This window comes from Zeimonas sediminis (genome assembly GCF_023721795.1).
Lineage (GTDB): Bacteria > Pseudomonadota > Gammaproteobacteria > Burkholderiales > Burkholderiaceae_E > Zeimonas > Zeimonas sediminis.
This window is the reverse complement of the sequence record NZ_JAMQYE010000001.1, coordinates 1937017-1948887: the sequence shown is the minus strand read 5'-3', so window position 1 is coordinate 1948887 and position 11871 is coordinate 1937017. Positions and strand designations below refer to the sequence as shown.

Genomic DNA, 11871 nt, shown 5'->3' with positions numbered 1-11871 from the left:
ACGGCGCCCGCGCCGCACGGACGCCTGCGATCCGAACACGAGCGGGCGGGCCCTGCCGAGCGGCGCCCGACGCCCGGCGCCGAGCGCCCGACGGACAGGGCTCGATCCACGGACCGGCTCACACGTCCGCCGGGCTCACTCCCCCGCCACGAAGCTCCCGCTCTTGCCGCCGTGCTTCTCCATCAGCCGCACGTCGGTCATCGTCATGCCGCGGTCGGCGGCCTTGCACATGTCGTAGACGGTGAGCAGGCCGACCTGCACCGCGGTCAGCGCCTCCATCTCGACGCCGGTCTTGCCGTCGCACTCGACGGTGGCGGTGCAGTGGACCGCGCTGGCGGCTTCGTCGATCTCGAAGTCCACCGCGACCCGGGTGATCGGGATCGGGTGGCACAGCGGGATCAGGTCGGCGGTGCGCTTGGCGCCCTGGATCGCGGCGATCCGGGCGATGCCGATCACGTCGCCCTTCTTGGCGGTGCCGCTCCTGACCAGCGCCAGCGTCTCGGGCTTCATCAGTATGGTGCCGCGGGCCACGGCCACCCTGTGGGTGACCGCCTTGTCGGCGATGTCGACCATGTGCGCGTGGCCGGCCGCATCGAAATGGGTAAGTGTCTGTTTCATCGGTCGACTTCGTTCGGGAACTATCATATCAATGCGCTGCGCCACGGTCGGCGCGCTCCAGGGTTTCCTCTTTGGCAGTCGGCAGTCACCCCGTCATTTCCGCCCCGGCGGCCCGCCGCACGATGGCCGCGCTGGTCGCGGCCGCGCTCGCGCTCGCGCCTCCGCTCGGGCTCGCGCAGCCGGCGCCGTCGGCGGCCAACCTGCCGCGGCTCGGCGACGCCGCCGCCGACGAGCTGTCGCCGGCCATGGAGCGTCGCATCGGGGAACAGATCGTCCGCGACATGCACCGCGAGCGCGTGATCGCCGACGATCCCGAGATCACCGACTGGCTTAACGACTTCGCCGAGCGGCTGGCCTCGACGACGACGGCCGCCGGCCACAGCCTGGAGCTGTTCCTGGTGCGCGACGGCACGCTGAACGCCTTCGCGCTGCCCGGCGGCTTCATCGGCGTGCACAGCGGGCTGATCGTGGCCGCGCAGAGCGAGTCGGAGCTCGCGTCGGTGGTCGCGCACGAGATCGGCCACGTGACCCAGCGCCACATCGCGCGAATGCTCGCCCGCGACCGCCAGACCTCGGTGGTCATGCTCGCCTCGCTGGTGCTCGCCGCGCTGGCGGCGAGCTCGAACCCGCAGGCCGCGATGGGCGTGGCCTCGCTGGGCAGCACGATCGCGCGCCAGCAGATGCTCGGATTCTCGCGCGACGCCGAGCGCGAGGCCGACCGGATCGGCCTCGACATGCTGATCGAGGGAGGCTACGACGCCAACGGCATGGTCGGCTTCCTGGGCAGACTGCAGCAGGCAGGCCGGCTGTACGAGAACGGCGCGCCGGATTACCTGCGCACCCATCCGGTCACTTCCGAGCGGATGGCCGACATCCAGAACCGCCTGCGCGACACCCGCTACCGGCAGCGGCCCGACAGCACCGAGTTCCTGCTGGTGCAGGCCAGGCTGCGCGCGCTGGCCGACGGCAGCGTCGACGCGCTGGCCCGCGCGGCCGCCACCTTCGAGCGGCAGCTGCGCAATCGCACCGTGAACGAGGCGGCGGGCTGGTTCGGCCTGGCCACCGTGCGCAACGCGCAGCGCGACCCCGATGGCGCGCGCGCGGCGCTGGCCGAGGTGCGCAGCCGCATCGGGCCGCATCCCTTCGTCGAGCGGCTAGCCGCCCAGATCGAGCTCGACGCAGGCCTGCCGGGCAGGGCCCGCGCGATCGCCGAGGCCGCGCTCGCCCAGCAGCCGTCCAACCGGGCGCTGATCCGGGTCAGGGCGCAGGCGCTGCTCGCGGCCGGCCGCCACCGCGACGCGGCCGACGCGCTCGGCAAGGCGGTCGAGATCCATCGCGGCGACGCGACGCTGTGGCGGCTGCTGGCCGAGGCCTGGAGCGGCGCCGGCGATCCGGCGCGCGCGCACAGGGCGTCGGCCGAGCACTTCGCGCTGCTCGGCGGCCTGCCGGCCGCGATCGAGCAGCTCAGGCGCGCACGGCAGGCGGGCACGCTCGACTTCTACACCGGCTCGCAGGTCGATGCGCGCCTTCGCGAGCTGCAGCAGGAATACCTGCGCGAGCGGGAAGAGCGCGAGCGGCAGTAGCGGCGCGGGCCTGGGGCTCGCGCGCGGGTCCGCGGGCGGGCCTACGGACGCGGACGCGCCGCGAAGCCCAGCGCGCGCGGCGGATCTTCGGTCTCCCCGAGAGCGAGGCGCCGCTCGCCGAGCGCCAGCTCGAGCCCGCCTGCGCCCTCGTGAATCTCCAGCGCCCCGAGGTCCAGGTCGTGCACCACCCCCGGCCCGATGTCGGTGGCCAGCAGGATCTCCCCGGCCGGTCCGGTCCAGGCGGCATCCACGCGCGACACCGGCTCGCCGGTGTGCGCGACCAGCCGCGCGTCGCGGCCTTCGCCGAACACCCGGAAGACCAGTGGCGCGCAGTCGAGGTCGACGTACACGCGCTGCGGCCCGTTCTGCCAGTACCACCGGCCGCTCTCGTCGTGCGTGTAGTTGCGGTGGATGAAGTCGACGATCGGCGGACTGGTGATCGGGCTGCCGGCGCGATCGCGCGACTCGTCGAAGCCGGGCCGGCCGCGGTCGACCAGATGCCAGCCGCCGCGGCGGTCGAGCCGCAGCCAGCCGTGGACCGCCGGCACGTTCGGCCAACGGGCCATCGCCTTCAGGACCTGCTCATCCATCGAGGTGCTCCAGGATGCGCGCCGGCAGCCAGTCGAGCCGGCCGGGCGGCGCGCCGGTCACGAAGCCGACGTGCCCGCCCTCGGGCGAGTAGTCGAGCCTGACCTCGCGAGAGACATCCGTCGGCCCGGCAAGCGCCCGCGCGGGCAGGAAGGGGTCGTTCAGCGCGTGGACGATCGCGGTCGGCACCCGGATGCCGCCGAGCAGCGGCCTGCAGGACGAACGCCGCCAGTAGTCGCGCGCGCCGGCGAAGCCGTGCAGCGGCGCGGTCACCGCGTCGTCGAAGTCGAAGAAGTCGCGCGCCGCAATCACCCGCGCGCGGTCGAACAGGCCCGGATGGCGCTCCAGCTGCAGCAGGCTCTTGCGTTTCAGGGTCGCCAGGAAGTTGGCGGTGTACACGCGGTTGAAGCCTCGCGCCAGCGCCTGCGCGCCGGCCGCCAGGTCCTGCGGCGGCGACACGGCGACGGCCGAGCGGACGAATCCGGCCGACTCGCCGCGCTCGCCGAGCCACTTGAGCAGCGCGTTGCCGCCCAGCGAGATGCCCACCGCGTGCAGCGGCGCGCCCCGCGCGTGCAGCGCCGAGAAACGCCGCAGGACCCAGTCGATCTCGTCGGAGTCGCCCGAGTGGTAGGCGCGCGGCAGGCGGTTCGGCTCCCCGCTGCAGCCGCGAAAGTGCGCGACCGCGCCGCGCCAGCCCCGGCGGCGAGCGGCGGCCATCAGCGCGCGGGCGTAGTGACTGTCCGAATCGCCTTCGAGTCCGTGGAACAGGACGACCAGCGGCCGCGCGTCGTCGGCCCGGTCGTCGGCCAGCCAGTCGACGTCGATGAAGTCGCCGTCGGGCGTGTCCCAGCGCTCGCGCCGGTAGCGCACGCGCGGCCTGGGCGCGAGCTTTGCCGGCCAGATCGTCTGCAGATGGGCGCCGCGCAGCCAGCCAGGCGGCCGGTAGCCCTCGCTCCCCGGCATGCCTGCGGCGCCCGCGCCCGGTCCCGGACCCTGCGCCCGCGGGGCGCGCGCGGCCATCAGTGCAGCACGGCGCCGGCCGGCGCGGAGGGCTCGACCTCGGCGGCGGGCGAGCCGTGGTGCAGCACGATCCGCCAGCCGGCCGCGGTCTTCGCGTAGACGTTGGTGACCACGCACTCGACGACCTGGCTGCCCATCCGGCCGGTGATCGTGACCTGCTCGACCAGGTTGTGCACCGAGACGACGCCGCTGCTCTGCACGACCGCGTCGCGCGTGCGCACGGCCACGCCTCCGCCCGAGAAGATCGATTCCCACGAGGCGCGGATCGCGTCGAGTCCGGTCAGCCGTGCGCTGCCCGGATGGATGCAGACGACCTCGTCGTCGCTCGACCAGAGGCTCATCATCGCCGGCAGGTCGCCGCGTCGCATCGCGTCGTAGAAAGCCTCTTCGACCGATTCTGCGGTGTCGAACAAGGGGGTGCGGCGCATCGGGTCAGCCTTCCATTGCATCTTTGAGCGAGCGCATCGCCCGCGCGGGCTCGATCCGCTCGAGGCAGTCGAGATGCCCGAACGGGCATTCTCGTTCGAAGCAGGGGCTGCAGTCGAGATGCAGCCACTCGACCCGGGCGTGCCGGGACCGCGGCGGCGTGTGCCGAGGGTCCGAGGACCCGAACAGCGCGACCATCGGCCGGTCGAAGGCGGCCGCCACGTGCATCAGGCCGGAGTCGTTCGACGCCACGCCGGCTGCCTGCGAGAGCAGCGCCATCGCCTCGGCCAGCGTGGTCTCTCCGCACAGGTTGCGCACCGGCGTTCGAGCGAGCGCCGCGATCTCGTCGCCGACCGGCCGGTCCTTCGGGCCGCCGAGCACGACGACCGCCGCGGCCGGTTCGTCGGCCCGGATCAGCCCGGCCAGTGCCGCGTAGTGCCGGGCCGGCCAGCGCTTGGCCGGGCCGTATTCGGCGCCCGGGCAGAGCGCGTACAGCGGCGCGTCGATCGGAAGGCCCAGGCGCTCCCGGGCGGCGCGCGCGAGCGCCGGGTCGATCGCCAGGCGAGGGTCCGGCGCGGGGCCTTCGGGGGCCTGGCCGGGCGCCCAGGCCAGCGCGGCGTAGTGCTCGACCATCGGCGGCCGCTCCGGGGCGCCGCGCGCGCCGCTCGCCCGCGGGCCGCGCCCGCTGCCCGCCCCTGGGCCGCGCCCGCTGCCCGAGGCTTGGCCGCGCCGGCCCGGCCGGTCCTCGTGGACCCGGTTCAGCAGCAGGCTGCGCGCCTCGCCCCGATAGCCGATCCGTTCGGGGATTCCGGCGAACCAGGGCACCAGCGCCGACTTGGCCGAGTTGGGCAGCACGATCGCGCGGTCGTAGCCGCTCGCCCGCAGCGCGCGGCCCAGCCGCCAGCGGGCGGCCAGGTCGAGCTTTCCGTGGACGTTGGGCGATTCGACGACCGAGTCGACCTCGGGCATCGCGGCGAAGACCGGGGCGATGTGCGGCGGGCACAGCGCATGGATGCGCTGCTCGGGCTGCTGCCGCCGCAGTGTCGCCAGCAGCGGCTGGGCCATCACCGCGTCGCCGATCCAGTTCGGGGCGACGATCAGCGTGAGCATGACGGGGCCGCGAAGGCGGACGGGCAGGCCGCGGGCGCCGGGACTCCGGCGGCGGCCCGCCCGTTCAGTGATGGCCCTTGATCACCGTGCCCGGGCGCAGCCGGTACAGCGTGCCGCAGTACGGGCACTTGGCCTCGCCGGTGTGGACGATGTCGAGGAACACGCGCGGGTGCGACGACCAGACCGGCATCTTCGGGTTCGGGCAGTGGACCGGAAGGTCCTTGCCCTCGACCTCGACGACGGCGGGGCTTTCGGTGGCGGCGGACATCGCTGCGCCCTCCGTCAGACCGGCGACAGCCAGCCGGCGTACTTCGGGTTGCGCCCGGCCACGATGTCGAAGAAGGTGGACTGCAGCTTCTCGGTGACCGGGCCGCGACGGCCTTCGCCGATCGGGCGGTCGTCGAGCTCGCGGATCGGCGTGACCTCGGCGGCGGTGCCGGTGAAGAAGGCCTCGTCGGCGCAGTACATCTCGTCGCGGGTGATCCGCTTCTCGCGCACCTCGATGCCCTGGTCCTTCGCGATCTGGATCACCGAGTTGCGGGTGATGCCGTCGAGGCAGGAGGCCAGGTCGGGCGTGTACAGCACGCCGTCCTTCACGATGAAGACGTTCTCGCCGGCGCCCTCGGACACGTAGCCCTCGGTGTCGAGCAGCAGGGCCTCGTCGTAACCGTGGGCGGTGACCTCCTGGTTGGCCAGGATCGAGTTGATGTAGTAGCCGCTCGCCTTGGCGCGCACCAGCGACACGTTGACGTGGTGCCGGGTGAACGACGAGGTCTTGACGCGGATGCCCTTGGCCAGGCCTTCCTCGCCGAGGTAGGCGCCCCAGGCCCAGGCCGCGATCGCCACGTGGATCGTGTTGCCCCGCGGCGAAACGCCCAGCTTCTCCGAGCCGATCCAGGCGATCGGGCGGATGTAGCAGGACTCGAGCTTGTTGGCCTTCACCACGTCCTTCTGCGCCTGCACGATCTCGTCGAACGAGAAGGGCAGCTTCATCTGGAAGATCTTGGCCGAGTTGAACAGCCGGCGCGTGTGCTCGGCCAGCCGGAAGACCGCGGTGCTGCCGGCGTCGGTCTTGTAGGCGCGCACGCCCTCGAAGACTCCCATCCCGTAGTGCAGCGAGTGGGTCAGCACGTGAAGCTTGGCGTCGCGCCAATCGACCATCTTGCCGTCGTACCAGATCAGACCGTCGCGGTCGGCCATCGACATGGAAGTCTCTCCAGAGGGAACTTTCGGATTACGTGGGCGCCGGCCCGATCCGCCGGCTTCCGGAATTTTCAAGCAACTGATTATTTTAGCCCCTGATCGGCGCAGGGCTAAACTTGCCGGATGTTCGCCAATCTCAGATTCCAGGTCGGCCTGCTTGCCCTGATGCAGGCGCTGCTGTTCACCAACAACGTGACGCTGGTCGCGGTCAACGGCCTGGCCGGGCTCAGCCTCGCCGACAACAAGCTGCTGGCCACGCTGCCGGTCACCGGTTACGTGCTGGGCGGCGCCTTCTGGGCGATGCCGGCGGCCGCGTTCATGCGCCGCTTCGGCCGCCGCGCCGGCTACACCCTGGGCTCGATGGTCGCGATCGGCGGCGCCGCGCTGGGCTGGTTCGCGCTGACCGTGGGCAGCCTGTGGCTGCTCTGCCTGGCCACCTTCGTGTGCGGGCTGTACAACGCCTTCGGCGCAAGCCTGCGCTTCGCCGCCGCCGACGTCGCCGACGCCTACCGGCCCGACTTCAAGGCGCGGGCGATCTCGCTGGTCATCACCGGCGGCATCGCCGGCGGAATCATCGGCCCCACGCTGTCGACCTGGTCGCGCGGCTGGCTGCCCGCCCAGTTCGCGGGCACCTACCTCACGCTGGTCGGCTTCGCGATCCTGTCGATGCTGCTGGCCCAGTTGCTCAGGCTGCCGGTCTCGAAGCAGGCGGCAGCCGCCGGCGCCGAGGCGGCGCGGCCGCTGGCCGAGATCCTTCGCCAGCCGGCCTGCTGGGTCGCGATCGTCTGCGCGGCGCTCGGCTACGGCGTGATGAACCTGCTGATGGTCGCCACGCCGCTGGCCATGGAGGTCTGCAGCCTGCCCTACGAGGCGGCCGCCTTCGTGATCTCGTGGCACGTGGTCGGCATGTTCGCGCCGGGCCTGTTCACCGGCGCGCTGATCGCGCGCTTCGGTACGCTGCAGATCGTGGTGACCGGTTGCCTGCTGATGCTGGCCTGCGTGGGGATCGCGTTGTCGGGCGTCGAGCTGATGCACTTCACCTCGGCGCTGATCCTGCTCGGCATCGGCTGGAACTTCATGTACACCGGCGGCACCGCGCTGCTCACGTCGGCCTACCGTCCCTCCGAGAAGAACCGGGTCCAGGGCTTCATGGATCTCTGCGTGTTCGGCGTGATGGTCACGTCGTCGGCCAGCTCCGGGGCCTTGCTCTTCGTGAACGGCTGGTCGATCCTGAACCTGCTTTCCTTGCCTGCGGTCCTGTTCGTGCTGGCCGCCGTGCTGTGGCTCGGAACGCGCGAGGGCTGGAGGCTGGGCCGCACCCTGCCCAAGGCCGTGGCGGCGTGAGCCGCCGGCAACGGCGGGCGCCTGCGCCCGGCGTGGCGCGGATCAGGCGGCAGCACCGGCGGCAGGCCCTGCGCGCGATCCTGCCCTCGGCCTTCGGCACCGGCAGCTGGGGGCTGATCGCGGGCATCGCGATGGTCCAGTCCGGGCTCACACTGCCGCAGGCGATCGGGATGTCGCTGCTCGTCTACTCGGGCACCACCCAGCTCGCGGCGCTGCCGCTGATGGCGGCCGGCGCCTCGCAGGCGATGATCGCGCTGACCGCGATCCTCACCGGCCTGCGCTTCATCGTCTACAGCGCCTCGGTGTCGCGCGACATCGGCCGGTTGCCCTTGCCGAAGCGGCTGATGTGGGGCTACCTGATGAGCGACTCCGGCATGGCCGTCTACCAGATGCGGCGGGCGCGGGAGACGCCGCCGCAGCGGATCTTCCTGTACATGAGCTACAACGCGCCGGTGTGGGTCGCCTGGCACCTCGGCTCGCTGGCGGGCATCGGCCTGGCGGCCGCCCTGCCGGCCGATCCGCGCTACGCCTGGCTGGGGATCCTGGCGGTTCTGGTGATCACGGTGCCGATGGTCGCGTCGCGCGCGGCAATCGGCGCGGCCGCCGCGAGCGCCTTCGTGGCGATCGTCGGCTGGCACTGGCCGTGGCGGCTCGGCATGTTCCTCGCGATCCTGGCCGGCGTCGCGGCGGCGCTGGCGATCGAGCGCTTCGTCGGCCGGCCCGACCCCGGGGTGCAGCCGCGATGAGCCGCGCCGACGACCGCGGGGGCGCGGCATGAGCGCGCCGATCTCGCTTCCGGCCTTCGAGATCTGGACCACGATCCTGATGCTCGCGCTGGTCATCGTCGGCCTGCGCAACGCCTTCCTGGTGCTGCCGCGCGACTGGCTGCCGCGCGGCACGCTGGAGCGCGCGCTGCGCTACGCGCCGCTGGCCGCGCTGGTCGCGCTGCTGGCACCCGAGCTGGCCCAGCCGATCCTGCGTGCCCCCGGTTTCTCGTGGGCGGGCTTCGTCGATCCGCGCGTGCTGTCGGCAGTCGTGGTGATCGTCGTCAGCCGCGTCACCCGCAACGCGCTGGCCGCGCTGGCCGCCGGGGTCGCGGCCTTCTTCGCGCTCGGCTGAGCGAACGCCCCGGGCCTGCCTCGCGGCCCGGCCGGCTCAAGCCGGCCGCTGGTCGGCGCCCAGCACGGTCTGCCACAGGCGCGTGACCGCCTCGCGTTCGTCCTTCGCCTCTTCGGGCGGGATCCGCGCGTACTCGGCGTCGTCGAGTCGCAGCTTGTGCTGCAGCCGCCGATATCGGCGGTAGGCGTCGGCCACCTTGCCGGCGAGAGCGGGTTCGATCAGGCCGGCGTCGGCCGCCATGCCCAGCAGCGCGATGTTGCCGCGGTTGGCCTGCAGCTCGGGGTGGTCGGCCGAATGGGCCAGCACCAGGAACTGCACGATGAACTCGATGTCGACCATGCCGCCGCGGTCGTGCTTGATGTCGAACAGCTCGCTGCGGTTCGGATGCCCGTCGTGCATCTTGCGGCGCATCGCGACGACTTCCTCTCCGAGCCTGGCGAGGTCGCGCCGCCGCGCCAGCACTTCGCGACGGATCGCCTCGAAGCGCTCGCCGATCGCGCGGTCGCCGGCGCAGAACCGCGCCCGGGTCAGCGCCTGGTGCTCCCAGGGCCAGGCCGACTCGCGCTGATAGGCCTCGAAGGCCGACAGCGTCGAGACCAGCAGCCCGGCGGCGCCGTTGGGCCTCAGCCGCAGGTCGATCTCGAACAGCAGGCCGGCGGCGGTGCGGGTCGACAGCCAGCCGGCGAGCCGCTGGGCCAGCACCGCGTAGGCCTCGGGTGCCCGCTCGTCGTCGTCGTCGAACAGGAACACCAGGTCGAGGTCCGACGCGTAGCCGAGCTCCTTGCCGCCCAGCCGGCCGTAGGCGATCGCGGCGAAGCGGGGGGTGTCCCGGAAGCGGTGCCGAAGCTGCGACCAGACGATGCGGATCGCCAGGTCGAGCACCCGGTCGGCCAGGTCGCTCAGGTGATCGGAAACCGTCTCGACGGTGAGCCGCCCCTCGAGGTCCTGGACCATCAGCCGGAACACCTGCGCGTGGTGGGCCTCGCGGACGATGTCCATCTGCCGCTCGACGTCGGGCTGGCCGTCGATCAGGGCCGCGTCGACCCGGCGGGCCAGCTCGGCCGCCCACTCGTCGTAGTCGGTCGGCTCGAGCAGCTCGCCGTCGAGCAACTCGTCGAGGACCACCGGATGCCGCATCAGGTATTCGGCCGGCCACTTCGACCAGTCGAGGATGCGCAGCACGCGCTGGAACGCCTCGGGGAACTGCGCGAGCAAGGCCACGTAGGCTGGGCGCCGGCACACGGTCTCGAGCAGGTCGACCAGCCTGACCAGGCCGGCACTGCCGGTCCGCAGCCGCACCGCGTCGGCGAGCAGCCGTTCGATCGCCTCGCGGGTCGTGGCCTTGGCGGCCGCGTAGCGCGGGCCGGCACGCAGGCCCTCGAAGCGGCGGGCCACCTCCGGATCCAGCTCGCCGGTCGCGCCGGCCGCCGGCGCGGATTCCTTGGCGGGGGCAGTGGTCGGCGTGAGCAGGCGATCGAAGATCGCCTCGACCGCATCGGTCGCCTCGGCGATCGCCGCGTCGAAGTCGGCGGGCGCCAGGCGCAGCATCGCGGCGACCTCGGCGCGCACCGCCGGGTCGTTGGGCAGGCGGTGGGTCTGCGCGTCCTCGCGGTACTGGATCGCGTGCTCGGTGCGCCTGAGCAGCCGGTAGGCGCGGTCGAGCCGCGCGGCGTCGTCGGCCGGCAGCAGGCCCCGCTCGGCCAGCGCGGCAAGCGTGACCAGCGTTCGCCGGTCGCGCAGCCCGGGGTCGCGTCCGCCGCGCACCACCTGGAACAGCTGGGCGGTGAACTCGATCTCGCGGATGCCGCCGCGCCCGAGCTTGACGTCGATCGCCTCGGGGTCGCGGGCGCCGCGCTTCGCGACTTCCTGGCGGATCAGGCGGTGCAGGTCGCGCAGCGCGGCGAAGGCCTCGTAGTCCATGTAGCGCCGGAACACGAAGGGCTCGACGATCCTCTGCAGCGACAGCTCGTCGGCGCGGCGCGCCTCGGCGCCCGCCGCGCCGGAGTCGGCGATGACCCGGCCCTTGAGCCAGGCGAAGCGCTCCCACTCGCGTCCCTGCGCGTAGAAGTAGGTCTCGAGCATGCCGAGCGGCACGACCAGCGGTCCCGAGTCGCCGTTCGGCCGAAGGCGGGTGTCGACGCGAAAGACGAAGCCGTCGGCGGTGATCTCGGACAGCACCGAGATCGTGCGCCGCGCGAGCCGGTGCATCCAGTCGCTCGAGGGGATCCGGCCCACGCCGTCGACGCCCTCGGTCTCGCCCTCGTCGCGAAAGACGAAGACCAGGTCGAGGTCGGACGACACGTTGAGCTCGTCGCCGCCGGCCTTGCCCATGCCGACGGCCAGCAGGTCCTGCGGGCGGCCCTCGCGGTCGAGCGGCCGGCCGTGCCGCTCGGCCAGCGTGGCGGCGGCGTCGCGCATCGCGCGGCCGGTGGCCTGCCCGGCGAAGCTGGTCATCGCCCGGCAGACTTCGTCGAGGCTGGCGGCGCCGCGGACGTCGCGCTCGATCAGCGCGAGCATCAGCCACTGCCGCGCCCGCCGCAGGCCGGTCTCGATCGACACCCCGCCGTCGGCGAGCTCCTCGTCCTGGAGCCGCTCGATCGCCGCCGCGTCGACCGGGGCGCCGACGAGCGCCTCGAGCCGGTCGCCTGTCGCCTGTTCGCCCAGCCTGGCGCCGAGGGCGACCAGCGAGCGCCTGAAGAATCCGGAAAGCCGTTCCGCTTCGAACCGCATGATCGACCGCAATCTCCATTCGTCGGCCGTGCCACGGGGCGGGCAGGCGCCGGTTATGCTAACGAGAGGGGCTTGCCCCTCGCCACGAGCCATTGTCGCAAAACCGGACGCCGTCGCTTTCGCCCCCTTC

The 11871-nt window shown here is 72.7% G+C and carries 12 protein-coding genes; 4 read left to right on the top strand and 8 right to left on the bottom strand.

The annotated features are described in order from the left end of the window. Nucleotides 1–135 precede the first annotated feature (135 nt). The gene (gene moaC / locus M6I34_RS09075; RefSeq protein ID WP_272485372.1) at nt 136–618 is read right to left on the bottom strand and encodes a cyclic pyranopterin monophosphate synthase MoaC; all 483 of its coding nucleotides are present in this window, start codon (nt 616–618) and stop codon (nt 136–138) included. A gap of 122 nt (nt 619–740) precedes the next feature. Here moaC and M6I34_RS09070 point away from each other — a divergent pair, with 122 nt between their 5' ends. Next, the gene (locus M6I34_RS09070; RefSeq protein ID WP_272485371.1) at nt 741–2201 is read left to right on the top strand and encodes a M48 family metalloprotease; all 1461 of its coding nucleotides are present in this window, start codon (nt 741–743) and stop codon (nt 2199–2201) included. Between the two features lie 41 nt (nt 2202–2242). On the opposite strand, the gene M6I34_RS09065 is transcribed toward M6I34_RS09070, so the two are convergent. From M6I34_RS09065 to M6I34_RS09040, 6 genes are all read right to left on the bottom strand, one after another. After that, nucleotides 2243–2791, bottom strand: coding sequence for a DUF2946 family protein (locus M6I34_RS09065; protein WP_272485370.1), 549 nt, complete (start codon nt 2789–2791; stop codon nt 2243–2245). After that, on the bottom strand, nt 2784–3752 hold the full coding sequence (locus tag M6I34_RS09060; RefSeq protein ID WP_272485369.1) for a hydrolase: 969 nt from the start codon (nt 3750–3752) through the stop codon (nt 2784–2786). The genes M6I34_RS09065 and M6I34_RS09060 overlap by 8 nt, the downstream gene beginning before the upstream one ends. 56 nt (nt 3753–3808) lie before the next feature. Further along, nucleotides 3809–4237 carry a YybH family protein gene (locus M6I34_RS09055; protein WP_272485368.1) on the bottom strand — a complete coding sequence of 143 codons (429 nt, stop codon included), beginning with the start codon at nt 4235–4237 and terminating at the stop codon, nt 3809–3811. 4 nt (nt 4238–4241) lie between these two features. After that, nucleotides 4242–5345: a lipopolysaccharide heptosyltransferase II gene (gene waaF / locus M6I34_RS09050; protein WP_272485367.1), complete on the bottom strand. Its 1104-nt coding sequence runs from the start codon at nt 5343–5345 to the stop codon at nt 4242–4244. 64 nt (nt 5346–5409) lie between these two features. Then, nucleotides 5410–5613 carry a zinc-finger domain-containing protein gene (locus tag M6I34_RS09045; RefSeq protein WP_272485366.1) on the bottom strand — a complete coding sequence of 68 codons (204 nt, stop codon included), beginning with the start codon at nt 5611–5613 and terminating at the stop codon, nt 5410–5412. A gap of 14 nt (nt 5614–5627) precedes the next feature. Beyond that, nucleotides 5628–6551: a branched-chain amino acid transaminase gene (locus tag M6I34_RS09040; protein ID WP_272485365.1), complete on the bottom strand. Its 924-nt coding sequence runs from the start codon at nt 6549–6551 to the stop codon at nt 5628–5630. A gap of 120 nt (nt 6552–6671) precedes the next feature. Here M6I34_RS09040 and M6I34_RS09035 point away from each other — a divergent pair, with 120 nt between their 5' ends. The 3 genes from M6I34_RS09035 to M6I34_RS09025 are packed head-to-tail and all read left to right on the top strand — an operon-like array spanning nt 6672 to nt 9011. Further along, the gene (locus tag M6I34_RS09035; protein WP_272485364.1) at nt 6672–7892 is read left to right on the top strand and encodes an MFS transporter; all 1221 of its coding nucleotides are present in this window, start codon (nt 6672–6674) and stop codon (nt 7890–7892) included. Continuing rightward, nucleotides 7889–8638 carry an AzlC family ABC transporter permease gene (locus M6I34_RS09030; RefSeq protein ID WP_272485363.1) on the top strand — a complete coding sequence of 250 codons (750 nt, stop codon included), beginning with the start codon at nt 7889–7891 and terminating at the stop codon, nt 8636–8638. Before M6I34_RS09035 ends, M6I34_RS09030 begins: the two co-directional genes overlap by 4 nt. A gap of 28 nt (nt 8639–8666) precedes the next feature. After that, a complete protein-coding gene (locus M6I34_RS09025; protein WP_272485362.1) occupies nt 8667–9011 on the top strand; it encodes an AzlD domain-containing protein in 345 nt (114 codons plus the stop codon). Between the two features lie 36 nt (nt 9012–9047). Here M6I34_RS09025 and glnE read toward each other — a convergent pair whose 3' ends face one another. After that, nucleotides 9048–11741, bottom strand: a complete 2694-nt coding sequence (gene glnE, locus M6I34_RS09020) for a bifunctional [glutamate--ammonia ligase]-adenylyl-L-tyrosine phosphorylase/[glutamate--ammonia-ligase] adenylyltransferase (RefSeq protein ID WP_272485361.1) — start codon at nt 11739–11741, stop codon at nt 9048–9050. Between the last annotated feature and the right edge of the window lie 130 nt (nt 11742–11871).

Coding starts and splice junctions, on each gene's coding strand:
- moaC (WP_272485372.1), bottom strand. CDS start 618: ATGAAACAGACACTTACCCATTTCGATGCGGCCGGCCACGCGCACATG.
- M6I34_RS09070 (WP_272485371.1), top strand. CDS start 741: ATGGCCGCGCTGGTCGCGGCCGCGCTCGCGCTCGCGCCTCCGCTCGGG.
- M6I34_RS09065 (WP_272485370.1), bottom strand. CDS start 2,791: ATGGATGAGCAGGTCCTGAAGGCGATGGCCCGTTGGCCGAACGTGCCG.
- M6I34_RS09060 (WP_272485369.1), bottom strand. CDS start 3,752: ATGCCGGGGAGCGAGGGCTACCGGCCGCCTGGCTGGCTGCGCGGCGCC.
- M6I34_RS09055 (WP_272485368.1), bottom strand. CDS start 4,237: ATGCGCCGCACCCCCTTGTTCGACACCGCAGAATCGGTCGAAGAGGCT.
- waaF (WP_272485367.1), bottom strand. CDS start 5,345: ATGCTCACGCTGATCGTCGCCCCGAACTGGATCGGCGACGCGGTGATG.
- M6I34_RS09045 (WP_272485366.1), bottom strand. CDS start 5,613: ATGTCCGCCGCCACCGAAAGCCCCGCCGTCGTCGAGGTCGAGGGCAAG.
- M6I34_RS09040 (WP_272485365.1), bottom strand. CDS start 6,551: ATGTCGATGGCCGACCGCGACGGTCTGATCTGGTACGACGGCAAGATG.
- M6I34_RS09035 (WP_272485364.1), top strand. CDS start 6,672: ATGTTCGCCAATCTCAGATTCCAGGTCGGCCTGCTTGCCCTGATGCAG.
- M6I34_RS09025 (WP_272485362.1), top strand. CDS start 8,667: ATGAGCGCGCCGATCTCGCTTCCGGCCTTCGAGATCTGGACCACGATC.
- glnE (WP_272485361.1), bottom strand. CDS start 11,741: ATGCGGTTCGAAGCGGAACGGCTTTCCGGATTCTTCAGGCGCTCGCTG.